This window comes from Pseudaeromonas sp. HNCC25DJ182 (genome assembly GCF_055413365.1).
Genome location: NZ_JBVAYG010000011.1, coordinates 54,636 through 79,026, shown reverse-complemented (window position 1 = coordinate 79,026; position 24,391 = coordinate 54,636). Strand labels below are relative to the sequence as shown.

Sequence of the window (24,391 nt, the reverse complement as noted above, 5' to 3'; positions counted from 1 at the left end):
AGCCCAATCATAGGCGTTTGTGCTCATGATGCGAAGCCCCCGAGCAGAGGCCTCAAGCTTGAGCGTAGTGCTCCCCTGCCGTCAGCCAACGTCGGATCAAGGGGGCCACGGCGGTTGGATGATGCAGATACAGCTCCCGGGCCAGCACCTGAACCCGTGGTATATGTTCCTGATCCCGGACCAGATCGGCAATTTTCAAGTCCGCGAGGCCGGTTTGCCGGGTACCCAACAATTCGCCCGGGCCCCGGAGCTCCAGATCTTTCTGGGCGATAACAAAGCCATCGTTACTGTCCCGTAGCACCGCCAGACGCTGCTGTGCGGTTTTCGACAGGGGAGCGTGATAGAGCAAGACGCAGTGGGATGCCACAGCCCCCCGGCCGACCCGACCACGGAGCTGATGCAGTTGTGCCAATCCCAGCCGCTCGGGATTTTCGATGATCATCAGACTGGCGTTGGGCACATCGACACCCACTTCGATCACGGTAGTTGCTACCAGCAGATGCAAGCGGCCTGACTTGAAGTCGTCCATCACCTTTTGCTTTTCCAGCGGCCGCATCCGGCCATGTACCAGACCGATGTGGAGTCCGCTGAGCTGTTGCTGTAGCTCCAATGCGGTATTTTCGGCGGCCTGGCATTCGAGTAGCTCCGACTCCTCGATCAGGGTACAGACCCAGTAAGCCTGGCGACCTTCGGCGCAGGCTTGGCGAACCCGGTCCATGACCTCGGCGCGTCGGGTATCCGGCAAGGCGACTGTGGTGATTGGCGTGCGTCCTGGCGGTAGTTCATCGATAACCGAGGTATCCAGATCGGCATAGGCTGTCATGGCCAAGGTGCGCGGGATTGGGGTAGCGGTCATGATCAGTTGATGAGGATAGAGCCCTGCTTGAGCGCCTTTTTCCCGTAATGCGAGTCGCTGGTGGACCCCAAATCTGTGCTGCTCATCGATGATGGCCAGCACCAGATGGTGAAAGCGCACCTGCTCCTGGAACATGGCGTGGGTTCCCACCACCATCTGCACCCGGCCTTCGGCAATGGCGGCCATCTGCTGCTCCCGGGCCTTGCCTTTTTGTTTGCCTGCCAGCCAACCGACATCGATACCCAGCGGTTCCAGCCAGCGTGCAAAATTCAGGGCGTGTTGTTCCGCCAACAGCTCGGTCGGTGCCATCAGGGCTACCTGGCCGCCATGGCCGATGGCCTGGAGTGCGGCCAACGCCGCCACCAGCGTCTTCCCGGAGCCGACATCGCCCTGCACCAGGCGCATCATAGGATGGGGGCGAGCTAGATCAGCGCTGATTTCGGCGACGACGCGGGACTGGGCGCGGGTGGGAGAAAAGGGCAGGCTCGCCAGTAGCTGATCGACCAGATGTGGATGGGGTGGTAGAGCACATGCAGGATGCAACTTACTGCGCTGTCGGACTTCAAGCACCGAGAGATTGTGAGCCAGTAATTCCTCGATGATCAGACGTTGCTGGGCTGGATGCTGACCGAACTCTAGCATCGACAACGCCAACTCCGGCGGTGGCCGATGCAGCAGTTGCAGGGCCGCACCTAGACCAATCTGCTGTGGATAGAGCCCTGGCGGCAGTAACTCCCTTACTCCGTAGGTTGCCAGCAAGGCCAGGGCCTGATCCGTCAGATTGCGTAGTGTCTGCTGGCGCAAACCCTCGGTGGTCGGGTAGACGGGGGTGAGCTTTTCTTCCAGCTCTAGCGGACTGGTCTCATCCAAAAGCTTGTATTCGGGGTGGATGATTTCGGGGCCATAGTGACCGGCTTTGATTTCACCGAAACAGCGCAGGCGTCGACCGCTGGCCAGGGCCGCTTTTTGCCCTTGGGTGAAATTGAAAAAACGCAGGGTCAGGGTGCCGTTGCCATCACTGATCCGGCAGACCATCATGCGTCGGCGTGCAGGGACTATCTGGCAATCCTGGATGAAACCTTCGACATTGCACTGCATGCCAGGCAGCAGCTCGGCAATCGGGGAGCTGAGGGTGCGATCTTCGTAGCGATGGGGCAGATGAAACAACAGATCCTGCACCGTCTGCAGATGCAGATGGCCAAGTTTTTCTGCCAGTTTGCTACCGACACCTTTCAGGCCGGTTAGCGGTATCTGATCCAGCTCCATGGGCGCACGACCGAAAATACTGTAAATATGATCAGATCATAACAGAGCCGAGAGCAGAACGGGAGCGCTGCTGTCGCGGCCGACAGGGGGCTGCGCTACTCCTGTCGGCCGCGACAACACTAGATGAGTTGCTTCAGCAGCAGATGGGCCTTGAACCGTTGCAGGCGCACCAGCAGGCGACGTACCTCTTCTGGGTAATCCTTGACTTGCTCCAACTGACTGAAGTGTTGCAATCGACCCGCATGTTGCAAGATGTGCTGGCGTTCCTGGGCAAAGGACTCGGTCAGGAGTTGATGCGGATCCTGTACCAGCAGACCGTTTTCCAGATCCAGCGACCAGGCGCGGGGATTCAGATTGCTGCCGGTAATCAGAGCCAGCTGTGCATCGACGAAGATCCCCTTGAGATGGTAGGAGTTCTGCTCATGCTTCCACAGCATCAGGTTGAGTTGCCCGCTGTCGATGTAGCGCTGATAGCGTTCGGCAAACCGACGCAGGTTGACTTCATACAGATAGGGTAAGCCGCCCACCGTATTGAAGGGCTCTCCTGGCGGGATGTAGAAGTCATTGGCGGTCTTATCACCAATCACCAGTGTCAAGCGCACGCCCCGACGCAGTAGCTGGGCCAAGTCCTTGGCAATCAGTTTGGGCGGATTGAAGTACGGCGTGCAGATGAAGACCTCGCGGACGGCACTGCGCAGCAAGTTGTGGATCGCCTTGTTCAGTCGATTATTGCGTTTGCCCAGACCGACCAGGGGCGTGAGCCCTATGTGGGATGGCCCCGGAGTGGCGGCAGTGAATTGGTATTCAGCTCGTTGCAGCTTGATACGGAAGCGGCGCATCTCGCCGCGAATGGCCTTGATGGTCGGGATCGGGGCCCGGTCCAGGCGCTGAACGGCCGCATCCAGACCGAAGGTCTGGATAATGAAGTGAGCCCAACTACTGGCCAGGTGGCTATCGGTCACTTCATGGTAGCGATCGTAGCGATAGCGCTCCTGCTGATGCAGGTAGATGTTATTGAGGCTGGCCCCGGAGTAGAGCAGGGTATCGTCAAACAGGAATCCTTTGAGATGCAGGACTCCCAGCCACTCCCGGCGCTTGACCGGTACGCCATAAAACTCGATGGCATCGGGATGCTCAGCGGCCAGCGCTTGGTAGAGTAGATGGTTGCCAGCCTGTTTGCCTTTACCAATCAGACCGCGCTGGGCTCTGTGGAAATCGACAAACACCTTGATATCCAGTTCAGGGCGCGCTGTTTTGGCCGCATACAGGGCACTCAGGATCTCCCGGCCGGCCTCATCGTCTTGCAAATAGAGGGCGACCAGATAGATGCGCCGTTGTGCCGAGGCGATCAGCGCCAGAATGCGTTGCTTGAACTCGCTGGCCGAATGGAGAATGCGCAAGCTATCGGCTTCTAAGGCAAGCTGGGGCAATTTCTCGAGTTGTTTTCGATAATGTGCCGGAGTGAACATACCAATACCTGATCTCTGAATTGCGCCATCTGGCGCCCATTGTGCTGATAACTGAGCTGCGGATTCTACCAATTTGCCGGGGCAGTGCCAGCTTTTGCCGCCGGGATACCACGACAGCTCGTTATCATGACCAGAAAAAAGCCGCGTTTCCGCGGCTCTTGTCACTCAATGGTGGCTTAAATTGCTGCAGTTGCCTGCAGCAGCCAGCCCATCTCGTGGTCGCTGAGATGGGACTTCACCGCATCTCGCACTTCAGCGTGATAACTGTTGATCCAGGTGATTTCACTGTCACTGAGCAGGCTCTTGTCCAGCAGGCGTACATCAAACGGCACCAGGGTCAGACGGCTGAAGCGATACATGGGGATTTCGCTCGGCTCATCACTGGTTTCCACCACCAGCAGGTTCTCGCAGCGAATGCCGAAAGCCCCTTCCCGGTAGTAGCCGGGTTCATTGGAGAGCACCATGCCCGGTTCCAGCGGCACGAGCGAGCCCTTGCTGGCGATCCGTTGCGGCCCTTCATGGACGCTGAGGAAATGCCCCACGCCGTGGCCTGTGCCATGGTCGTAGTTGTAACCAGCTTGCCACAGCGGCATCCGCGCCAGAACGTCCAGCTGGATACCGGCAGTACCTTTCGGAAAACGCACCCGATCGATGGCGATGTGACCTTGCAGGACGCGGGTAAATTGTTGCCGCATCTCGTCGGTGACCTCACCGACTTTGACGGTACGGGTGATATCTGTGGTGCCTTCGAGATACTGGCCGCCGGAATCAATCAGATACATGCCATCCTGACCAAACGCCCGCGGTGTGCCGTTGGTGTGGTGGTAATGGCACATGGCGGCGTTGGGGCCGAGTGCTGAAATACTATCGAAGCTGGGCTCGATGTAGTTTTCCTGCTCTTCGCGGAAACGGGTCAGTTGATCCGACAGTGTGCCTTCATCGGCTTCCAGTCCTTTATCCACTTGTCGATCCAGCCACGCCAGAAAGCGGCACATGGCGACAGCATCTTTCTGGTGGGCCAGACGCATGCCCGCCAGTTCGGTGGCATTCTTGCAGGCTTTGGGCAGCATGCAGGGGTCTTGCCCCTGAACCAGAGTGGCGCCGTGTTCTTGCAGGGTGAGCTGGGTCCAGGCATTGGTAGTGTCGGCATCGGCCAGCACCTTGAGACGATCTTCACCCATGCGCTTGAGTACTGCCCCGAGTTTTTCCAGCGGGTAGACGGAGACATCGTTGCCGACGTGCTGGCTGAAGGCGTTGCAATCAAGCTTGTCAGTGTCGATAAAGAAATCGACGCTGACATTGCTATAAATGACTGCAAAACAGAGCACTACCGGGAAGCAGGGAATATCCCGACCGCGAATATTCAGCAGCCAGTTGATGGATTCCGACTGGGAGAGTAGAGCTGCATCCAGACCTTGCTGCCGCAACTTGCTGGCGATCGCTTCACGCTTGGCCAGGCTGCTTTGACCGCTGAATTGCTCTGAATAGATGATCATCTCGGCCTTGCTCGGCGCAGGGCGATCTTGCCACAGCTGATCGATGGGATTTTGTTCCAGGCAGACCAGTGAAATCTCTTTCTGGGCCAGAATGGCGCTCGCTTTTTGATACCAGCTCAGGCTATGCAGACGGGGGTCGAAACCGACTCGTTGCCGACGATCCAGTTGCCCTTGCAACCACTCCAGATGGGGTTGATCCACCAGATGTTGGTAATTGAACAGCTCGGCCGGAGCCTGCTGACGGGCCTGGACCGTGTAGCGGCCATCGACAAACAAGGTGGCGCTGTCAGCAAATAGAATCGCCAGTCCCGCAGATCCGGTGAAACCGGTCGCCCAAGCCAGGCGTTCGGCCTCGGCCGGCAAATACTCACCCAGATGTTCATCATCGTGAGGGATGATCAGCGCATCCAGTTCGTGGGATTCCATATAAGCACGCAGGGCCGCGAGGCGCGAGGCGATGAGTTCATGAGTCGTCATGGTAAAAACCTGATCATTGCTTGAAGTCTGCACTGCCATTAGTAGCAGGTGGGCGAGAATATCATAAAACCCGGGTTCGTCTGCCTGTGCAAGCGTCGAGATGGGCAAAAAAACACCATTTTGAGCACAACTTTTAATGCCCATCGAATCAATGGGTGTCACTCGATTCTTTCTTTCGCCAGCCAGGCCATTGCTGTACCAGCAGTGCTGCCACAATCAGTAACAGGCCGAGCGGGGTCGCAGGAGCTATGGGTTCCTGCACCAGCCAGCGCAGCAGCAACAACGACATAAACGGCGACAAAAAGATCAGATTGCTGATGTGGGCGGCTTGTCGAGCGTGGCGTAACGCCAGCAACCAGAGCAAAAATGCGATGCCCATCTCGAACAGACCGACATAGATGGCGCCCAGCCAGCCTTGCCAGGCTCGCAACTCGAAGTCGGCCAGCAGGCCACAGGCCAGTAGGGTAAATGGCAGACTGCAACTGAAGGTCAGAAACAGGCTGAGCAAGGGATCTGTGGTATTGCGAGTATTCAGGATCCAGTAGCTGGCCCAAATCAGAGTGGAGGCCAGCGCCAACAGCACACCGTAGCCTGAATCGAAGTTCAAGCTCAAGGGATCGCCGCGGGTGGCGATCACCAAAGCGCCCAGATAAGCCAGGACAATGGCCACCCCATCGAAGCGATTCAGTCGTTGTTTGAGAAAGGGGACCGCCAGCAGGGACAGGGCGATAGCCCAGGTGTAATTGATGGCCTGGGCCTGCTGGGCAGGTAACAATCGATAGGCTTCAAACAGCAGCAGGTAGTAGAGCGCCGGATTCAGTAGCCCGAGGCTGATGAAAAACAGCGGTCGGCGGCGCAGGGTAGTCAGAGCCTGGCCCAACGTCCCCTGTACCGCCAGTATCCCGCCTAGCAGCAATACCGAGGTCGCACTGGCAACCAGTAACAACTGACTGGGAGCGAAGAATTGCAAGGAGAGCTTGAAGGCGCTGGCGACCGTTGACCACAGCAGCACTGTGGCCAATGCATACAACCAGGCTTTGCGCTGATTGGACACTGTTTATTCCACCGGCGTGACGCGATAGTAGCGGCCGCTGGCATCCATGAACAACCCGTCCTCGCTCTGGGTGAGGATCAGTTGCGGTGTCAGGCTCTTGTTACGGCGATGCAGGATCACCAGTAGCAGAGTGAAAAAGCCGACCAGAATGCAGAGTACGGAGAAGGTGCGCACCAGCCAACCGGCATAGACACCACCGACGATGGCATAACTGAGCAAGCCACCGAGCAGCAAGCTGCTGGCCCGGGTCAGGGGGACTAGCACCCGTTGTTTCCAACCCTCGAGTTTGATGAGCGAGGGCAACAGGCAGTGGGTGTAGACCAGGGTCCAGACCAGGGTGACGCCCGTCACTTGCCAGTAGTGGGGGCTGTGGATATCCAGCCACAACAGGGCGAGCAGCAGACAGGCGCTGAGAATGCCTAGCCCGACGCCGCACCAGGCTAGCCAGGGTCTGGGCACCTCATGACGACAGGTCAGGCAGGTAATGGCATTGAGACCGGCGGCAAAGCCGATCAGTGCGGTGAGCAGTGCTTTGACTTCGCCCCAACCCAGCTCGCCGGTGATCAGTACATAGATGGCCTGGAGGGCCACCAGACTCAAGAGCACGATCAGTCCGGTGGTGAAATAGCGTCGAATCAATGGCATGGCATTCTCTCGTCTGGCTGGGTCATCCCCGAATGCGGGCATGACATGATAATCCAGACCGTCAAAACCCGGCACAGAATCTTGCGGCAACCCTCAGTCTGTGCCGGTGGATGCTGCTGATGCGTGGCTCAGGCGGCAATCTCCTGGTCGCTCTTATCCAGCGGCAGACGGATCTGGAAGCGGGCGCCTTCACCCACCTCGCTGTCACAACTGATGCGCCCTTTCATCAATTGCACCACCAGATTGTAAACAATATGCGTACCCAGACCGCTGCCACCCTGACCCCGTTTGGAGGTGACGAAGGGGTCAAAGATGCGGGGTAGTATTTTGGGGTCTATGCCGCGGCCATTGTCGCGATAGTCAATCAGCAATTCGTGGTCGAGTTGTTCGATATGGATTTCAATCTTCTTCGGTTTGTCCCAATCCTCGAAGCCATGGTGGATAGAGTTGAGGATCAGATTGGAATAAATCTGGGCAAAGGAGCCGGGATAAGAATTCACCGTCAACTTGGGATCGCAGTGGATCTCGACTTCGGCCTGACTTTTTTTCAGTTTGTGGCCCAGCGACATCACCACCTGATGCAGGTTATCAGCGACATTGAACTGGTAGTGCGCCTGTGAGGATTGATCCACGGCGACTTGTTTAAAGCTGGAAATCAGTTCCGAAGCGCGGCGCAAGTTATTTTGCAGCAGCAGGGTGGACTCATCCAGCGTGTGGATCAGTTCGGTCAGGTAACTACGGGAGAGCTGCTTCTCGTCGATCTTGCTCTGGAAGTCCTTGATGCGCTCCTGCAGGAATGAGGCTGCGGTGACACTGATCCCGACCGGAGTGTTGATCTCGTGGGCGACCCCCGCCACCAGGGAACCGAGGGAGGCCATCTTCTCGGATTCAACCAGCGTCTGTTGGGCCACCTTCAGGTTGTCATAGGCCTTGGCCAGCTGTTCATTGCTCTCCTTGAGGCTACGGGTGCGTTTATCGACCTTGGCTTCGAGCTCCTCGTTGAGGCGTATAATCTCCCGCTCGACCCGTTTGAGCGGGGTGATATCGTAGCCGAAGGCGATGCGATATTTCAGATCCGCCCCCTCATAGAAGGGGACAAAACTCCACTGCAGAATCAACTCTTCGCCTTGCTGATCCAGGGTGGTGACCTCGCGATTTTCCAGCACTCCGACCTGCTCCAGCTCCTTGGTCAGCAGTTCGCGCTCATCGACCGAGACGAAACGCTCCGTCCAGGGCAGGCCCAACATCTCCTGCTGCACATAACCGGTGAGCAGCACTGCCGCCGGGTTGACGGTGACGATGCGCAATTGGGTATCCAGACAGCAGATCACCAGATTGGAGGAGTTGATGAGCGTGGTGGAGAAGTCCCGCTCCTGCTGCAGCTTTTCGGTCATCAATTGCCGGGAGGCAAATTCATCGGCCAGGGAGATGCGCATGCGGTTGATGCTGTTGACCAGTAAATCCAGTTCATCGAGTTTTTTCGGATTTCGAGGTCGCTTTTCCAGCTCCAGCGGTGTTTCCAGATGGCCGAGGGAGAAGGTTTCCGTATAGCTGGCGATACGGTTGAGATGGCGGATGACCTTGTAGTAGATAATCAGCAGGATACAGAACGAGACGATGAGCGTCTTGAAGGTCTGGGAGATCATGATGAGCACCGACTTTTCCAGCAGGCGGTGATAGATCATCTCCAGCGAGGAGGCGACAAATAGCTTGCCGACCTTCTCGCCCTGATAGACCAGATCAAATTCCCTGGAGATATCGTAACTGGGTAACTCCTTGCCCAGGGACTGCAAGCGGACCTGGCTGTCGCCCATTGCCTCCTTGACCTCGACAAACTGCATGGCCGGCAGGTTCATGATGCCTTCGAGTTGCACCTGGATCTGCTCTTCGTCCAGATTCCACAAGCTGGAAGCTATGGGTTGCAGAAACGAGGCCTCGATTTGGTTGAGACTGCTTTCGACCATGCCGCGATCCTGGCGGTAATCCCAGAACAGCTGCAACATGGTGATGAGGACTGCTAACAAGGTACTGCAGGCCAGAATGTAGGAGAGCAGCCGGAAGGAGAGGCTGTGGCGGGCCGAGGCCTTAATGGCTTTCGAGAGTGAACTGGACATGGCGTTCCTGTCTTCGAATGAATGCTGACCAAGCGATATACAGAGTTTATAACCGCTTGGGCCAGTAACAAGTCAAGGGATGCTTGATAATTGGTGACACTGCCTACATCTTAGTGATCCATAAGGTTTTATCCGTGAGTCGTATCGCTTGCGGGCTAAGGAGTTGTAGCACTATGTCGAATCCCCTGTTGTCCATGGAAGGGCTGCCTTCGTTCAGCCAGATCAAGCCCGAGCATGTCAAACCGGCCATCGAACAGGCGATTGCCGATTGCAAGGCGCGTATCGCCGAAGTGCTCAAACGATCAGAACCCCAGACCTGGGATAGCCTGGTCGCTCCCCTCGAAGAGGTGGACGATCGTCTGGGTCGCATCTGGTCACCGGTGTCGCACCTGAATTCTGTGCTCAACTCCGCCGAGTTGCGCGAGGCCCACGATGGCTGTCTGCCCCTGCTTTCCGAATACCAGACCTTCGTGGGGCAACACGAAGGGCTCTACCAGGCGTTTCAACAATTGGCGGCCAGTGATGAATATCCGCGGCTGAGCGAACCCCAGCGTAAACAGATCGAAAATACCCTGCGCGACTTCCGCCTCTCCGGCATTGGTCTGCCCAAAGAGCAGCAGCAGCGCTATGGCCAGATCGTGGCCCGACTCTCCGAGCTGGCCTCCAATTTCAGCAATCAGGTGATGGATGCCACCCTGGGCTGGCAGCGTCAGGTATTGGATGAAGCCGAGCTGGCTGGTCTGCCGGAGTCCGCCCGCGCTGCCGCCAAACAGGCCGCGACCAGTCGCGAGTTGGAGGGCTGGCTGTTTACTCTGGACATTCCCTCCTATCTGCCGGTGATGATGTACAGCGAGAACCGGGCACTGCGCGAGGAGCTGTATACCGCCTTCACGACCCGAGCTTCCGATCAGGGGCCGAATGCCGGCAAATGGGATAACTCGCCCTTGATGGACGAAATCGTGGCCTTGCGCCATGAACTGGCGCAGTTGCTGGGTTTTGCCACCTATGCCGATTACTCGCTGGCGACCAAGATGGCCGAGCGTCCGCAGCAGGTGCTGGGTTTCCTCAATGATCTGGCCGAGCGCTCGCGGCCCCAGGCACAACGGGAGCTGGCCGAATTGCGGCAGTTTGCTGCCGAGCAGTTTGGCGTCACCGAGTTGGCGGCCTGGGATCTCTCCTTCTATGCCGAGAAGCTCAAACAGCATCGTTATGCCATCTCCGACGAGGTGTTGCGCCCCTATTTCCCGGCTCCGCGGGTTATCTCTGGACTGTTCGAGACCGTACGCCGCCTGTTCGGTTTGCGCATCCAGCCGCGTTTGGCGGTGGAGACCTGGCACCCGGATGTGAATTTTTACGACATCTTCGACCGTGATGGTGAACTGCGCGGCAGCTTCTATCTCGATCTGTATGCTCGTCCGCACAAGCGCGGTGGTGCCTGGATGGATGATTGCCTCGGCCGTCGCTTCCGTCAGGATGGTACCTTGCAGCGGCCGGTGGCCTATCTGACCTGCAACTTCAATGGCCCGGTCGGTGATCAGCCGGCGCTGTTTACCCACGATGAAGTGGTGACCCTGTTCCACGAATTTGGTCATGGCATTCACCATATGCTGACCCAGATCGATGTGGCCGGCGTGGCAGGCATTCACGGCGTGCCATGGGATGCGGTCGAGTTGCCGAGCCAGTTTATGGAAAACTGGTGCTGGGAGCCCGAGGCGTTGGCGTTCCTCTCCGGCCACTATCAAACCGGTGAACCGCTGCCCCAGGCCGAGCTGGATCGGCTGCTGGCGGCGAAGAATTTCCAGTCGGCGATGCAGATGCTGCGCCAGCTGGAATTCTCGCTGTTCGACTTCCGTCTGCATCACGAGTTTGATCCGGCTCAGGGTGCCCGAGTCCAGGCGGTGCTGGATGATGTGCGTCAGCTGTCGGTGTTCCCGGCACCTGCCTTCAATCGCTTCCAGCACAGCTTCTCGCACATTTTTGCCGGTGGTTATGCGGCCGGTTACTACAGCTACAAATGGGCGGAAGTGCTGTCGGCGGATGCCTTCTCTCGCTTCGAGGAGGAGGGGATCTTCAACGCCAAGACTGGCGCAGACTTCCTGCATCAGGTGCTGGAGATGGGCGGTTCCCGTTCACCGATGGCGTTGTTCCGCGCCTTCCGTGGCCGAGAGCCGACCATCGACGCCTTGCTGCGCCACAGCGGCATCACCGGCTAATCCCGATCCGATCGCTGACACCCAACCCGGCCATTCGCGCCGGGTTTTTTATGGCTATAGGCCAGTTACCTGTTGTCGATCAAGCGGGATGGCGTCTGGACGAAAAGCAGACCGTTGGTGGCAGGGAGGGGGCCGTGATTATTGACGGATAAGCAGCAGAGTTTAGCGAAAATCGGTCATTATCCGGAGACGCATCCGGTGTAGTATGACGCTGATTCGCTTCCTAATTTCCCTCTCGATCCTTGCAAGGAGATGCTTGATGAATATTGCCGAATTGGTGCGCAGCCGCCACACCTGCAAAGCCTACGATCCGCAACGCCCGCTCAGCGAAGAGCAACTGGCGCAACTGCAGGAGATCCTGCGCTATAGCCCCTCGTCGGTGAACTCCCAGCCTTGGCACTTCTTCCTCGTGACCTCCGAGGCGGGCAAGGACAAGCTGGTGCCGACCCTGACCGAACACAATATGGAGAAGGTGCGCAGCGCGCCGCTGACTGTAGTCATCGCCACCAAGACCGAGCTGGATGACGCCCATCTGCAGGCGTTGCTGGCGCAGGAAGATCTGGACGGTCGCTTCGGCGGCAATGAGGAGGCGAAGAAGGGCGCCGATGGCGCGCGCCGCTACTATGTGGGTCTCAATAGCACCTCAGCCCAGAAGCAGCAGGAGTGGATGGCCCGTCAGGCCTATATCGCGCTGGGTTTCCTGCTGATGGGGGCCGCCACTCTGGAGCTGGATGCCACGCCGATCGAAGGCTTCTTCCCCGAGAAACTGGATGCCGCCCTCGGCCTGACCGAGCTTGGCCTCAAGAGCGTCGTTGTCGCCAGCGTCGGCTATGGCAGCGAGCAGGATTTCAACGCCGCGCTGCCCAAATCCCGCCTGCCTGCCGAGCAGGTACTGACCCGGCTGTAAGCGGCTGCGACGGCTAGTCGATAGCTCGAGATAAAAGGGAGCCTCTGTGGCTCCCTTTGTCTTGCTTGTTCTGCGGGTAGACGAATTTCTTGGTGAATGATGTTGAGAAAGGCAAGACAGCCGCCATTTCCTCTGGCGTAATAAACAAGAGGCCATCTGGCCGCCGAGCTTGTCAAAGGAAGTGTCATGTCCGAATCCCTCTGCCCTGTGTTGCCGACCGTCGATGATGTCTATCAGGCGGCACTGCGGATTGCCCCCTGGATCGTCAAAACCCCCTTCGTCTACTCCAAGACCCTGTCCCAGAAGCTGGGGGCCGAGGTCTGGCTCAAATTCGAGAACCTGCAGTTCACCGCCTCGTTCAAGGAGCGCGGAGCGCTGAACAAGATCCTGATCCTGTCGGCGGCGGAGCGGGAGCGCGGCGTGATTGCCGCTTCGGCGGGCAACCATGCCCAGGGCGTGGCTTACCATGCGGCGCAAAACGGCATCACGGCGACCATCGTCATGCCCGAATCGACGCCGAATATGAAGGTGGAGCGGGTGCGCGAGCACGGGGCGCGGGTGGTGCTGGCGGGAGCCGACTTTGCGGCCGCGGCCAGCGAGATGCGGCGTTTGGCGGCGGCGGAAGGGCTGACCCTGGTCCATCCCTTCGACGATCCGGCGGTGATCGCCGGGCAAGGCACGCTGGCACTGGAAATGCTGCAGGCCGAGCCGTCACTCGATACCCTGCTGGTGCCGATTGGTGGCGGCGGCCTGATGGCTGGTTGCGCCCTGGCGGCCCGGGCCCTGAACCCGGCGATCCGGCTGGTGGGCGTGCAATCGGCGCTTTATCCGGGCATGGCCTGCGCCACCGGTCGTTATCCCGGGCCTGTGCCCACCGGCTCGACGGTGGCCGAAGGCATAGCGGTGATCGAGCCCGGCCAGCTGACCCGGCAGATTGTCGGCGCCCTGGTGGACGAGCTGGTGGTGGTGGATGAGTCGGCCATCGAGCAGGCCATTGCCCTGCTGCTGGGGGTCGAGAAAACCCTGTGCGAGGGGGCCGGTGCCGCGGGTATCGCCGCCATGCTGGCGCGGCCCGAGCTGTTTGCCGGACGCAAGGTGGGTGTGGTGCTCTCCGGAGGCAATATCGACACCCGGGTGCTGGTCTCGGTGCTGCAGCGCCATCTGACCCGCACCGGGCGCATGGTGCGGATCCGCGTCGAGTTACCGGATCGTCCGGGCTCGTTGGCTCAGCTCACCACCATCATCGCCGATCACGGCGGTAATATTTACGAACTGCGCCATGAGCGCTTCGCCGCTGCCAGTCTGGCCAAGGAGAGCGCCGTGACCATTGATGTCGAGCTGCGGGATGCCACCGATCTGCAGCCCATGATGCAGCGCCTGCAAGCCAGCGGCTTCAAAGCCCTGCACGACCATTTCTGAGGCGGTCGGCTAGCGTTCCCCCCATACCGGGCTGGGCGAAACGGCTTCGGGTGATCTTGGATCACCGGAGGCCGAACCGCCTCAGTGCCCGTGCGCCGCCTCTCGCCGCTCCGAGAGGGTGAGCAGCAGGCGCTGCAGGGCGATAAAGGCAAACAGCAGCACGCCTATGATGATCTTGGTCCACCAGGAGCTCAGCGAGCCGTCGAAGTTGATATAGGTCTGGATCAAGCCCTGGATAAACACCCCGAACAGTGAGCCCAGCACGGTACCGACGCCACCGGTGAGCAGGGTGCCGCCGATGACCACGGCGGCGATGGCATCCAGCTCGACTCCCATGGCGGCCAGCGGATAACCGGCCGAGGTGTAGAGGGCAAACACGATCCCGGCCAGGGTCGAGAGGGTGGTGGAGAGCAGGTAGATGCGGATGGTGGTCAGCCGCACCGGCACCCCCATCAGCGCCGCCGAGGTGGCATTGCCGCCGATGGCGTAGACGTTGCGACCAAAGCGGGTGCGTCCGGCCAGAATGATGCCGCAGACGACCACCGCCAGCATGATGAGCGCCAGCAGGCTCAGGCGGCCGCCGCCGACGATCTTCCACGACAGGCTGGAGAGATAGGCAAAGGTCGGGTGGTCGATGGGCAGTGACTGCTCGGAGATGAGAAAACTGACCCCGCGCAAAAAGAACATCCCCGCCAGCGTGATGATAAACGCCGGGATCTTCAGGGTGTCGATGAGCCAGCCCATGCCGGCGCCGAAGGCCGCGCCCATCACCAGCACCAGCGGGATCGCCAGCAGTGGGCTAACCTCCAGAGGGCCAATCAGCATGGCCAGAAACACCCCGGTAAAGGCGATGACGGCCCCCACCGACAGATCGATGCCGCCGGAGAGGATAACGAAGGTCATGCCGACGGCGACTATCCCCAAGAAGGCATTGTCAGTCAGGATATTGCAGAGGATCCGCGTCGACAGAAAGGCCGGAAAGCTGGCCATGCAGAACAGATAGCCAGCGACAAATACGGCTATGGTGATCAGAAGCGGCAGGTTGCGTTTAAACATGGCGGGAACCTCCCTTGAAGCGTTGGCTGATGGCCGGAGATTGCATGATGAGCACAGTCAGCACCACCACGGCCTTGACGATCTGGTTCCATTGCGGCTGGTAACCGGAGAGCAGGATGCCGGTATTCACCGCCTGGATGATGAGGATGCCGATCAGCGACAGCAGCAGGTTAAAACGGCCACCCATCAGCGAGGTGCCGCCGATGACCACCGCCAGAATGGCGTCCATCTCCAGCCAGAGCCCGGCGTTGTTGGCATCGGCCCCGCGAATATCCGCCGCCACTATCATGCCGGCAATCGCCGCCAGGATACCGCTGAGCACATAGCTGCTGGTCACCACCGCCTGGGTGTTGAGCCCGGCATTCTTGGCGGCGCGGATGTTGATCCCCACCGCTTCGATAAACAGCCCGAGGGCGGTCTTCTTGGTCAGCAACCAGATGAGCAGCGCCATCAGCAGGGTGATCACCACCGGAGTAGGCAGCCAGAACAGGGAGCCGCTGCCGATCCAGGCCAGTGATTCGTTGGTGAAGGTGATGATCTGCCCCTCGGTCAGCAGTTGGGCGATACCCCTTCCGGCTACCATCAGGATCAGGGTGGCGACAATCGGCTGGATGCGGAACACCGCCACCAGCAGGCCATTCCACAGTCCGCATAGGGCGCCGACCCCGACCACCGCCAGCAGGATCATAGGGATGCTATAGCCTTGGCTGGCGAGGGTGGCCATGGTGGCGCCACTGATGGCCATCACGGCGCCCACCGACAGATCGATGCCGCCGGTGGCGATCACCAGCGTCATGCCCAGCGCCAGCAGAGCGGTCGGCGCGCAGCGGTTGAGGATGTCGATCAGGCTGCCGAACAGACGGCCATCCTGCAGGGTGATGGCGAAGAAGTGGTCCGCCACCAGGCTGTTGATCAGCAGCACGCACAGCAGGGCGGCCAGCTGGGCCGTGCCGGTGGGCAGAGTCAGCGCCGGGCTACGTCCCGGCCGAAGCAGTAAGGATGCAAGCATGTCAGGCCTCATTGGCAATGGCGTTCATGATGGCGGGGACGGATAACTCCTGGGTCTCCAGCTCGGCGACTTGCCGGCGATCGCGCAGCACGATCACCCGGTCGGCATAGCCCACCAGCTCCTCCAGTTCGGAGGAGATCACCAGCAGCGCCAGTCCGTTGGCACACAGGGTCTCGATGAGCCGGATGATTTCGGCGTGGGCGCCCACGTCGATCCCCCGGGTGGGTTCATCGAGGATCAAAAATTGCGGTTTGGTCAGCAGCCAGCGCGCCAGCAGCACCTTCTGCTGGTTGCCGCCGGAGAGCAGGCCGATGGGCTGCTCGGCGCTGGGGGTCTTGATCGCCAGTTGCTGGATGAAGCGGGCGCTGATCTCCTCCTGCTCGCGGCGGGCGATGGGATGCAACCAGCCCCGTTGGGCCTGCAGCGCCAGTATGATGTTCTCGCGCACCGAGGCCGAGGCGATGATGCCATCGAGCTTGCGATCCTCCGGGCAGAAGCCGAAGCCGTTGGCCGAGGCCTTGCGTGCCGAGCGGATGGAGACCACCTTGCCGCGCACCTGGCACTCACCGCTGTCGGCGGGGCGAATGCCGAACATCACCTCGGCGGTCTCGGTGCGGCCGGAGCCGAGCAGCCCGGCCAGGCCGACGATTTCCCCAGGTGCGACGCTCAGCGAAAAGGGCGCTATGACCCCCTTCTTGCCATAGCCTTCGAAGCGGACTATGGGGCGCTCGCTGCGCACCGTCTTCCCGGCCCGGCGCAGGGCGTTATCGTCCAGCTCGCGGCCGAGCATCATCTTCACCAGCTCGATGCGGGGCAGTTCGCTGGTGTCGCGGGTACCGACCAGCTCGCCGTTGCGCAGCACGGTAATGCGGTCGCACACCTCGTAGACCTGATCCAGGAAGTGGGTGATGAAGATGAGGCTGATGCCCTTGGCGCGCAGTTCCCGCATCAGGGTGAACAGCATCTGCACCTCCTGGGTATCCAGGCTGGCGGTGGGTTCGTCGAGGATCAGAATGCGCGCCGAGAGGGCAATGGCGCGGGCGATGGCGACGATCTGCTGCATGGCCACCGAGTAGTGACCCAGCGGCAGGGTGACGTCGATATCCAGATCGTAACCGGCCATGATGGCGCGAGCCTGACGCTCCATGGCCCGACGGTCGATGAAGCCGAAGCGGCGCGGCTCATGACCGATAAACAGATTGTCCGCCACCGACATATTCGGCAGCAGGTTGACTTCCTGATAGACGGTGCCGATCCCCAGCTGCTGGGCGTGGGCGGTATCGGTGGGATTGATGGCGATGCCGTCGAGTTCGATGCGGCCGGCATCCCGTTGATAGACCCCGGTCAGGGTCTTGACCAGGGTGGATTTACCGGCGCCGTTTTCACCGAGCAGGGCCATGATCTCGCCGCGACGCAGGGAAAAGTCCACCTGGTGCAGCGCGCGGACGCCGGGAAAACTTTTACAAATGCCGTTGGCACTGAGGACCACAGAGTGAGCCGACAAGGGTGACCTCCCGATCCGGATCCCGACAGCCCTAAGCCGTCGGGACGCGGAAGTGATGGTGATGGGGGCTAGGGCTAAATCAGTAGCCCATGTCTTTTTTCAGATCGAGTTGGGCCTGGGCGGTCGCCGGTTCAAACAGCACGGACTCGGTCTTGATGTGCTTGGGCGGCAGGGTGCCGTCTTTCTTGAACGCCAGCAGGGCATCCAGAGCCGGACCCGCCATATTCGGCGTCAGCTCGACCGAGGCGTTGGCCTCACCGGCGAGCATCGCCTTGAAGATGTCGGGTACGCCGTCGATGGAGATGATCTTGATGTCTTTGCCCGGCTTCAATCCGGCCTCTTTGATGGCCTGGATGGCGCCGATCGCCATGTCATCGTTGTGGGCGTAGACGGCGCAGATGTTCTTGCCGTTGTTTTCCGCCTTGATAAAGCTCTCCATGACTTCCTTGCCCTTGCTGCGGGTAAAGTCGCCGGACTGGGTGCGGATGATCTTGATCGTGGGCACTGTGGCGACGGTATCCTGGAAGCCCTGTTTACGCTCCAGCGCCACGCTGGCACCGACCGTGCCTTGCAGCTCGACCACGTTGCAGGGTTGACCGGCCTGGGTCTTGATCAGCCAGTCGGCGGCCACGGCCCCTTCATGCACGCTGTCGGCGGCGACGCCGGTCATAAACAGCGAGTCATCTTTGACGGTCACGTTGCGGTCGAGCAGGAATACCGGGATCTCCGCCTCTTTGGCCTCTTGCAATACAGGCTCCCAACCGGTCTGCACCACGGGGGCCAGGAAGATGGCATCCACCCCTTGGGCGATGAAGGAGCGGATGGCCTTGATCTGGTTTTCCTGCTTCTGCTGGGCGTCGGCCACCTTCAGGGTGATACCGCGTTTTTGCGCCTCACTCTTGGCGACCGAGGTTTCCGCCGCCCGCCACCCGGATTCGGAGCCTATTTGTGAAAAACCAACGGTTAAATCATTCGCGCTGACACTGTGCGAGAGCAGAATAGTCCCTATTACAGTGGCCAAGGTTAATTTGTTCAACATAAACACACCTCATCTTGGGTTGGTAATTGCTGAGCTTTATTGGTTTTTTCCGACGCGATGAGGTTAGCAACTTGGATTTGGCGAAAGGAGAGATGGCTCACACCAACTTTTTCATAGCATGATTCTTCATATGGACAGCAGATAAGTTCATATCCGCGCCGGGAATCATCCTGCGGGATAGCTCCGCGGTAATAAATAAAAGGCTCATCCGAGGTTGGAAATATTTATATATGTAATAGTGGTTATTCTTGGTTTTTATTTGACGAAATAGCGAATGAATTGTCTGTCTGGTTAAACACCGCTGTTATTTCCTTATTGCATTCCGATTCTGATTGGGTCTCGTGAAATCGGCAGGTCTTCGGTGCCGAATGGCTTGCAGGGGCAGTGATTGGGCAATGAAAGATAGGTCGATGCCGGTATTCAGGGTAGAGTGGCGACCGGCAGCGATTCCCCCTTGAATGTGCTGCATCACAGCTACAGGCCCTTATGACTCAGTTTCGCGTTCGCTATCAAACCCTGGAATTTGCTCACACCGATATTCATCTGCGCACCCTGCGCGACAACCAGGAGTATGCCGATGCGGATGGCATCGCACTGAGTCTGGGGATTTCGTCCGCCACCTGGCCACTGTTCGGCATCGTCTGGGCATCCGGCACTGTGCTGGCCCATCTGATGGCGGTGCAGGAGATCCAGGGGTTGCGGATCCTGGAGGTGGGGTGCGGAATCGCCCTGGCCAGTCTGGTGCTGAACCAGCGCCATGCCAATATTACCGCCACCGATTACCATCCCGAGGCCGGGAATTTCCTGCGCGAAAATGTGCTCCTGAATCAGGGGGCGGCGATCCCGTTTGTCCGTACCGGTTGGGAAGATGAGGCCAGCGAATTGGGACTCTTCGATCTGATTATTGGCAGTGATCTGCTGTATGAACGCTCCCATGTGAATATATTATCCGGCTTTATCGAGCAACATGCCGCACCCCATTGCCAGGTTATTCTGGTCGATCCGGGGCGGGGTCATCATGCCTGTTTCAGTAAGAAAATGGTCACGCTGGGATATTCCCATTGCCAATATAAACCCGAGCATACCGATTATTTAGTTCAGCCGTTTAAAGGTCAGATATTAAATTATCAACGGCAGCATTAATTCGAATAATGAGGAAATAGCCAGAATATGATTCGGCCATCTCACGAGATGGACGAGGGGGTTGGAATTAATCGCCCGACCGCGGAGTATTAGCACGAATTATTCCTTCGGTATGGGGCGCTCTGGACTCCAGTAACAGGCACAGGCGCGGGGAGGGATTGCGAGCGACTACTCCCTCAGGCGGAGTGCTGTTCGCCAAAGATGGCGCCCGCCTCGGCGCGGATCAGCTCGATAAAGCGGCGCAGGCGAGCCGGATAGAAGCGAGCATAGGGGTAGACCAGACTGACTGGCAGGGGCGCCGCTTGCCACGCCGGTGCCAACTGAACTAGTTCGTTACGAGCCAGCGCCTCGGTCATGAGCCAGCGTGAGCCGATGGCGACCCCGACGCCCTGGATCGCCGCGCTACGCAGCGCGTACAGGCTGTCGGTGCTGAATCTGGGCTGGATGGCAAAACGCTTGTGTTTGCCGCTGGGGCTATGGGTCAACTCGACTTCGGTGCGGTAGTAGGTGCGCAGCGCCAACCAGGGCAGCTCGGCCAGCTCTGCGGGTTCCTGGGGAATGGGTCGCGTCCCGAGGAGCGACGGGGCGGCGACGACGATGCGGGGTACTTCGGCCAGCGGGATCGCCACCAGGCCGGGATCGGTTACTTCCCCGACCTGGATCGCACAGTCGATCCCGGCGGCTATGTAGTCGTGGATCGCCCGATCGTCATGGAGCAACCACTCCACCGTCATGCCGCTGTGCTGTCGCAGGTAGTGCGCCAGCGGCGCTATCAATCGCTCCTGGCCAAAGGCATGGGGCACTATCACCCTCAGCACGCCTTCCGGCTCTTCGCGAGCCCCCTTCAACTCGGATTCGAACCGTGCCCAGTTGGCCAATAGATCCCGCGCGCGCTCGTAACAGCGTTCGCCATCCTGAGTCATGCGCATGGTGTGGGTGGTGCGTTGCAGCAGGCGCAAGCCGAGGGCTCGCTCCAGCTGTTGCAGGCGACGGCTGATGGTGGGTTGGGTGGTTCCCATCTGGGCTGCCGCCGCCGACAGGCTACCGGCATCGACGATACGGACAAAGGTCTGCATCAGCTCGATGCGCTCGCCGGTTCCCGGCTGCAGTGACGACGGTGTTTTGCGATTCGACTCTGGGGGCATGGTGGGGAGCTTCCGGCATTTTATATACGTCAAACGTATAACAGATGTGTGTTTTGTGCGTCTACAAATACGTTCCGTCCCGGTTGATGATCGACGCATCCCGTTCCATGCCACGAGGTTGCATCATGTCATCTACCCCATTACCCCTGCGCGGGGCCGCCGGTTCACTGAATCCTTCCCGCGACCAGCTCTCAGCATCGCGGATCCTGCTGCTGGCCACAGGTGCCGGTCTATCGGTGGCCTGCCTCTACTACAGCCAGCCGATGCTCGGTGTGCTGGGCAGCGAGCTGGGAGCCTCGGCTCGAGCCACGGGTCTGATCCCGACCCTGACCCAACTCGGTTATGCCCTCGGCATCCTGCTGCTGGCGCCACTCGGTGATCGTCACGATCGGCGCCACATCATGTTGTTCAAGGCTGCGCTGTTGATCGCGGCCCTGTTACTGGCCGGGTTGGCGCCGTCACTGACGCTGTTATTGCCCGCCTCGCTGTTGATGGGGCTGGCCGCCACCCTGGCGCAGGACATAGTGCCCGCGGCGGCCACGCTGGCGCCCGAAGCGCGCCGGGGCAAGGTGGTGGGCACCGTCATGACCGGATTGCTGACCGGTATCTTGCTTTCCCGGGTCATCAGTGGTCTGGTCGCCGATCTGCTCGGTTGGCGAGCCATGTTTTTCATCGCGGCCGCGAGTTTGCTATGGCTGGGATGGGCGATCTGGCGCTATCTGCCTCGTTTCCGTCCGACTACCCAGTTGGCCTACCCGGCGCTGCTGTGGTCGCTACTGACGCTGTGGCGCCAACATGGCGAGCTGCGCCGCGCCGCCATGGCTCAGGGACTGCTGTCGGTCGGGTTCAGTGCTTTCTGGTCGACGCTGGCCCTGATGCTGCACGACGCGCCCTTTGGCTTGGGCAGTGCCGTGGCGGGCGCTTTTGGCTTGGCGGGTGCTGCCGGGGCTTTGGCGGCACCTCTGGCCGGGCATCTGGCCGACCGCCATGGTCCAGAGCGGGTGACCCGGATCGGTGCCGGTTTGACGGTGCTGGCGTTCGTGCTGCTGAGTGTGGCCTGCAGCTGGCCGGTGACGGCACAACTGGTGGCTCTGGCTATCGGCGCCGTGCTGTTTGATCTCGGAGTGCAGGCTTGTCTCATCGCCCACCAGTCGGTGGTCTATCGTCTCGACCCGGCCGCGCGCAGTCGCCTCAATGCGCTGCTGATGGTCTGCATGTTTGTCGGTATGGCGGCGGGTTCGGTGGCAGGCAGTCTGTTACTGGCCAGCAGCGGTTGGTTCGGTGTCATGCTGTTGTGTGTGCTGGTCTCGCTGGCGGCGCTCGGGGTTCGACTGCGGGGTCATGGCGTCTGAGTCTCGGCTCTTCATCTCACACCTGGGGTATCACACCCGGGCGTGAGTAGCCTGAGCGCAAGAGAGCAGAACCTAAGAGCGCTGAACATGATGAGGCCACTTCGTTACGATGTGGCCTCTTTTTCAATTGCTGGCCGTTTTCGGCTAGTCAGCACCGGCAAGGCCCCTTAGGCTGGAGACCTCAATGTCAGGAGGCGCCATGCTTGCACCCGAACCTTTGACGCCGGAGCAGTGCCGGGCCGCTCGTCTGGCCCGTGATGCCCGGTTCGATGGCCGTTTCTTCACCGGCGTGTTGAGTACCGGTATCTACTGCCGCCCGGTCTGCCCGGCACGGGCACCGCTGGAGCAGAACGTGCGCTATTTTTTCTCGGCCGCCGCCGCCGAGCAGGCGGGGTTACGTCCCTGCTTGCGCTGTCGCCCCGAGCTGGCACCGGCCGAGCGCCATGCCCTGCCGCTGGTGCTAGGCCTTGTGCTGCAGGCCATCGAGCGTGGCGAGTTGGTGGATAGCACGCTGGAGGTGGTGGCGGTGGACTGTGGCGGCTCGGCGCGCACCGTGCGCCGCCAGTGCGAGCACTACCTGGGGTTGACACCGCTGCAGGTGGAGCGGACCCGGCGTCTGTTGCTGGCCAAGCAGCTGCTCACCGACACGACGCTCAGCATCACCGACATCGCCTTCGCCGCCGGTTTTGGCAGCCTGCGTCGCTTCAACGCCGTCTGGCTGGCGGCCTACGGTGTGGCGCCCTCCCGGCTGCGGGCTTCGCGGACGACCTCCTGGCAGGATGAGCCGATCCGGCTGCGTCTGACCTATCGGCCACCCTATGATTTTGCCGCCTTGCTGGATTTTTATCGGCTGCGGGCGATTCGCGGTCTGGAGGAGGTGAGTGCGGATCGCTACGTACGTCATTTCCCCGGTGAGCGCGGCATGGCCCGGCTGGAGGTGCAGGCTGGAAGTGGCGACTGGTTGCAGGTGACCTTGCAGGGGGTGGCGCCACGGCAGTTGCCCGCGCTGCTCTATCGGCTGCGGCGCATGTGGGATCTGGATGCGGATCCGTTGCCGATCCAGGCCCGGCTCTCGGCCTGTCCACGCCTGGCCGAACGCGTCGCCGCGACACCGGGCCTGCGCTTACCCGGTGGCTGGGATGCCTACGAGGTGTTGTTGCGCGCCATTATCGGCCAGCAGATTTCGGTCAAGGGGGCCATCACCCTGCTGGGCCGGTTGGTAGCACGGCGTGCGGCACGGTTTGGGTCTCCGGCGCTGCCGAGCCCGGAGGAGTTGTTGCAACTGGAGCTGGATGGCCTGGGGTTGCCGGGCAGTCGGGTCAAGACCCTGCAGGGGCTGGCATTGGCCTTAGTGCAGGGGATGTCGCTGGAGCGGGTCAGCGATGCGGAACTGTTAGCTCTGCCGGGGATAGGTCCCTGGACTGTGGCCTACTGGCGGCTGCGCTGCGGCGGGGATCCGGATGCCTTTCCGGCCGGGGATCTGGTGTTGCAAAAAGCTCTGGAGCCGGGACTAAGGCTGACGGCGAGCGAGTTGCTGGCGTGCGCCGAGGCCTGGCGCCCTTGGCGGGGATATGCCGCCAGCTGGCTGTGGCATTCGGCCGCAACCAGTGCGGCATCCACGACCAAGAATAAGCGCGAGGCCCAAAATCAGAGCCAAAATCAGACTCACCATCCGAGCAGGAGTACCACATGATCCGCTTTGCTGATTTAGCCACGCCACTGGGGCCCTTGCGTATCGCCATCGATGAGCGCGGTCTGCGCTATGTGGACTTTGTGGCGGGGCAACGACCGCCACCCACCACGGAGGACTGGGATCCGGATCCGCGGGCACTGGCACCCTATCTGGAGGAATTTGCCGCCTATTTCGCCGGCCGTCTGCAGGTTTTTTCAGTGCCCTGTGCCGCTGCTGGTACCCCATTTCAGCAGCGGGTATGGCAGCGGTTGATGGCGATCGGCTACGGTGCGACCCTCAGCTATGGCGAGCTGGCCGCCGAGCTCGGTAACCCGAACGCCAGTCGGGCAGTCGGTGCGGCGGTCGGACGCAATCCTTTGTCGATCATTATTCCCTGCCATCGGGTGATCGGTCGTGATGGTCGCCTCACCGGTTATGCTGGCGGACTCCCCATCAAGGCCGCTCTGCTCCAGCTCGAAGGCGTTGCTGCGCAATCGTTGCGTACACGCCGTTGACGCGGGCTCGCCGCCGCGACTCAGCGGTGGCGAGTGGCCC

18 protein-coding genes are annotated in these 24,391 nt (G+C 60.2%); 7 read left to right on the top strand and 11 right to left on the bottom strand.

Annotation, left to right across the window (positions count from 1 at the left end; translation table 11 throughout):
• Positions 1-52 precede the first annotated feature (52 nt).
• The 6 genes from recG to ACZYUB_RS10490 form a co-directional block, all read right to left on the bottom strand.
• Entirely contained in the window at positions 53-2,122 is a 2,070-nt protein-coding gene (gene recG / locus ACZYUB_RS10515; RefSeq protein ID WP_463947718.1) for an ATP-dependent DNA helicase RecG, read from the bottom strand.
• A gap of 119 nt (positions 2,123-2,241) precedes the next feature.
• Positions 2,242-3,591, bottom strand: a complete 1,350-nt coding sequence (pssA, locus tag ACZYUB_RS10510; RefSeq protein ID WP_463947716.1) for a CDP-diacylglycerol--serine O-phosphatidyltransferase — start codon at positions 3,589-3,591, stop codon at positions 2,242-2,244.
• 176 nt (positions 3,592-3,767) lie between these two features.
• Positions 3,768-5,564 carry an aminopeptidase P family protein gene (locus tag ACZYUB_RS10505; protein WP_463947715.1) on the bottom strand — a complete coding sequence of 599 codons (1,797 nt, stop codon included), beginning with the start codon at positions 5,562-5,564 and terminating at the stop codon, positions 3,768-3,770.
• Between the two features lie 148 nt (positions 5,565-5,712).
• Positions 5,713-6,618 (bottom strand): DMT family transporter, encoded by a 906-nt coding sequence (locus ACZYUB_RS10500; RefSeq protein ID WP_463947714.1) that lies wholly within the window; start codon positions 6,616-6,618, stop codon positions 5,713-5,715.
• A 3-nt stretch (positions 6,619-6,621) separates the two neighbouring features.
• A complete protein-coding gene (locus ACZYUB_RS10495; RefSeq protein WP_463947712.1) occupies positions 6,622-7,263 on the bottom strand; it encodes a hypothetical protein in 642 nt (213 codons plus the stop codon).
• 128 nt (positions 7,264-7,391) lie between these two features.
• Positions 7,392-9,377 (bottom strand): ATP-binding protein, encoded by a 1,986-nt coding sequence (locus ACZYUB_RS10490; RefSeq protein ID WP_463947711.1) that lies wholly within the window; start codon positions 9,375-9,377, stop codon positions 7,392-7,394.
• A 173-nt stretch (positions 9,378-9,550) separates the two neighbouring features.
• On the opposite strand from ACZYUB_RS10490, the gene prlC reads away from it, so the two are divergent.
• From prlC to ACZYUB_RS10475, 3 genes are all read left to right on the top strand, one after another.
• Positions 9,551-11,590: an oligopeptidase A gene (gene prlC, locus ACZYUB_RS10485; RefSeq protein ID WP_463947709.1), complete on the top strand. Its 2,040-nt coding sequence runs from the start codon at positions 9,551-9,553 to the stop codon at positions 11,588-11,590.
• A gap of 259 nt (positions 11,591-11,849) precedes the next feature.
• Entirely contained in the window at positions 11,850-12,497 is a 648-nt protein-coding gene (gene nfsB, locus ACZYUB_RS10480) for an oxygen-insensitive NAD(P)H nitroreductase (protein ID WP_463947707.1), read from the top strand.
• A gap of 186 nt (positions 12,498-12,683) precedes the next feature.
• Positions 12,684-13,916: a threonine ammonia-lyase gene (locus ACZYUB_RS10475; protein WP_463947706.1), complete on the top strand. Its 1,233-nt coding sequence runs from the start codon at positions 12,684-12,686 to the stop codon at positions 13,914-13,916.
• 81 nt (positions 13,917-13,997) lie between these two features.
• On the opposite strand, the gene yjfF is transcribed toward ACZYUB_RS10475, so the two are convergent.
• From yjfF to ytfQ, 4 genes are all read right to left on the bottom strand, one after another.
• Complete coding sequence (yjfF, locus tag ACZYUB_RS10470; RefSeq protein ID WP_463947705.1) at positions 13,998-14,972, bottom strand: galactofuranose ABC transporter, permease protein YjfF; 975 nt, start codon at positions 14,970-14,972, stop codon at positions 13,998-14,000.
• Entirely contained in the window at positions 14,965-15,981 is a 1,017-nt protein-coding gene (gene ytfT, locus ACZYUB_RS10465) for a galactofuranose ABC transporter, ATP-binding protein YtfT (RefSeq protein WP_463947703.1), read from the bottom strand. Before ytfT ends, yjfF begins: the two co-directional genes overlap by 8 nt.
• Position 15,982: 1 nt before the next feature.
• Positions 15,983-17,485: a galactofuranose ABC transporter, ATP-binding protein YtfR gene (gene ytfR, locus ACZYUB_RS10460; protein ID WP_463947701.1), complete on the bottom strand. Its 1,503-nt coding sequence runs from the start codon at positions 17,483-17,485 to the stop codon at positions 15,983-15,985.
• Positions 17,486-17,564: 79 nt separating this feature from the next.
• Complete coding sequence (ytfQ, locus tag ACZYUB_RS10455; protein WP_463947699.1) at positions 17,565-18,524, bottom strand: galactofuranose ABC transporter, galactofuranose-binding protein YtfQ; 960 nt, start codon at positions 18,522-18,524, stop codon at positions 17,565-17,567.
• Positions 18,525-19,010: 486 nt separating this feature from the next.
• On the opposite strand from ytfQ, the gene ACZYUB_RS10450 reads away from it, so the two are divergent.
• Positions 19,011-19,667, top strand: coding sequence for a class I SAM-dependent methyltransferase (locus ACZYUB_RS10450; RefSeq protein WP_463947697.1), 657 nt, complete (start codon positions 19,011-19,013; stop codon positions 19,665-19,667).
• Positions 19,668-19,843: 176 nt separating this feature from the next.
• On the opposite strand, the gene ACZYUB_RS10445 is transcribed toward ACZYUB_RS10450, so the two are convergent.
• Positions 19,844-20,812 (bottom strand): LysR family transcriptional regulator, encoded by a 969-nt coding sequence (locus ACZYUB_RS10445; protein ID WP_463947695.1) that lies wholly within the window; start codon positions 20,810-20,812, stop codon positions 19,844-19,846.
• 125 nt (positions 20,813-20,937) lie between these two features.
• Here ACZYUB_RS10445 and ACZYUB_RS10440 point away from each other — a divergent pair, with 125 nt between their 5' ends.
• From ACZYUB_RS10440 to ACZYUB_RS10430, 3 genes are all read left to right on the top strand, one after another.
• Complete coding sequence (locus ACZYUB_RS10440) at positions 20,938-22,164, top strand: MFS transporter (RefSeq protein ID WP_463947693.1); 1,227 nt, start codon at positions 20,938-20,940, stop codon at positions 22,162-22,164.
• 199 nt (positions 22,165-22,363) lie between these two features.
• The gene (locus ACZYUB_RS10435) at positions 22,364-23,857 is read left to right on the top strand and encodes an AlkA N-terminal domain-containing protein (protein WP_463947691.1); all 1,494 of its coding nucleotides are present in this window, start codon (positions 22,364-22,366) and stop codon (positions 23,855-23,857) included.
• Complete coding sequence (locus ACZYUB_RS10430) at positions 23,854-24,351, top strand: methylated-DNA--[protein]-cysteine S-methyltransferase (protein WP_463947690.1); 498 nt, start codon at positions 23,854-23,856, stop codon at positions 24,349-24,351. Before ACZYUB_RS10435 ends, ACZYUB_RS10430 begins: the two co-directional genes overlap by 4 nt.
• Positions 24,352-24,391 lie beyond the last annotated feature (40 nt).

What these genes read in the sequence shown, in the direction of transcription:
- nfsB (WP_463947707.1), top strand. Translation starts at nt 11,850, where the DNA reads ATGAATATTGCCGAATTGGTGCGCAGCCGCCACACCTGCAAAGCCTAC.
- ACZYUB_RS10475 (WP_463947706.1), top strand. Translation starts at nt 12,684, where the DNA reads ATGTCCGAATCCCTCTGCCCTGTGTTGCCGACCGTCGATGATGTCTAT.
- ACZYUB_RS10450 (WP_463947697.1), top strand. Translation starts at nt 19,011, where the DNA reads ATGACTCAGTTTCGCGTTCGCTATCAAACCCTGGAATTTGCTCACACC.
- ytfQ (WP_463947699.1), bottom strand. Translation starts at nt 18,524, where the DNA reads ATGTTGAACAAATTAACCTTGGCCACTGTAATAGGGACTATTCTGCTC.
- ACZYUB_RS10440 (WP_463947693.1), top strand. Translation starts at nt 20,938, where the DNA reads ATGTCATCTACCCCATTACCCCTGCGCGGGGCCGCCGGTTCACTGAAT.
- ACZYUB_RS10430 (WP_463947690.1), top strand. Translation starts at nt 23,854, where the DNA reads ATGATCCGCTTTGCTGATTTAGCCACGCCACTGGGGCCCTTGCGTATC.
- yjfF (WP_463947705.1), bottom strand. Translation starts at nt 14,972, where the DNA reads ATGTTTAAACGCAACCTGCCGCTTCTGATCACCATAGCCGTATTTGTC.
- recG (WP_463947718.1), bottom strand. Translation starts at nt 2,122, where the DNA reads ATGGAGCTGGATCAGATACCGCTAACCGGCCTGAAAGGTGTCGGTAGC.
- ytfT (WP_463947703.1), bottom strand. Translation starts at nt 15,981, where the DNA reads ATGCTTGCATCCTTACTGCTTCGGCCGGGACGTAGCCCGGCGCTGACT.
- prlC (WP_463947709.1), top strand. Translation starts at nt 9,551, where the DNA reads ATGTCGAATCCCCTGTTGTCCATGGAAGGGCTGCCTTCGTTCAGCCAG.
- ACZYUB_RS10505 (WP_463947715.1), bottom strand. Translation starts at nt 5,564, where the DNA reads ATGACGACTCATGAACTCATCGCCTCGCGCCTCGCGGCCCTGCGTGCT.
- ACZYUB_RS10490 (WP_463947711.1), bottom strand. Translation starts at nt 9,377, where the DNA reads ATGTCCAGTTCACTCTCGAAAGCCATTAAGGCCTCGGCCCGCCACAGC.
- pssA (WP_463947716.1), bottom strand. Translation starts at nt 3,591, where the DNA reads ATGTTCACTCCGGCACATTATCGAAAACAACTCGAGAAATTGCCCCAG.
- ACZYUB_RS10435 (WP_463947691.1), top strand. Translation starts at nt 22,364, where the DNA reads ATGCTTGCACCCGAACCTTTGACGCCGGAGCAGTGCCGGGCCGCTCGT.
- ACZYUB_RS10445 (WP_463947695.1), bottom strand. Translation starts at nt 20,812, where the DNA reads ATGCCCCCAGAGTCGAATCGCAAAACACCGTCGTCACTGCAGCCGGGA.
- ACZYUB_RS10495 (WP_463947712.1), bottom strand. Translation starts at nt 7,263, where the DNA reads ATGCCATTGATTCGACGCTATTTCACCACCGGACTGATCGTGCTCTTG.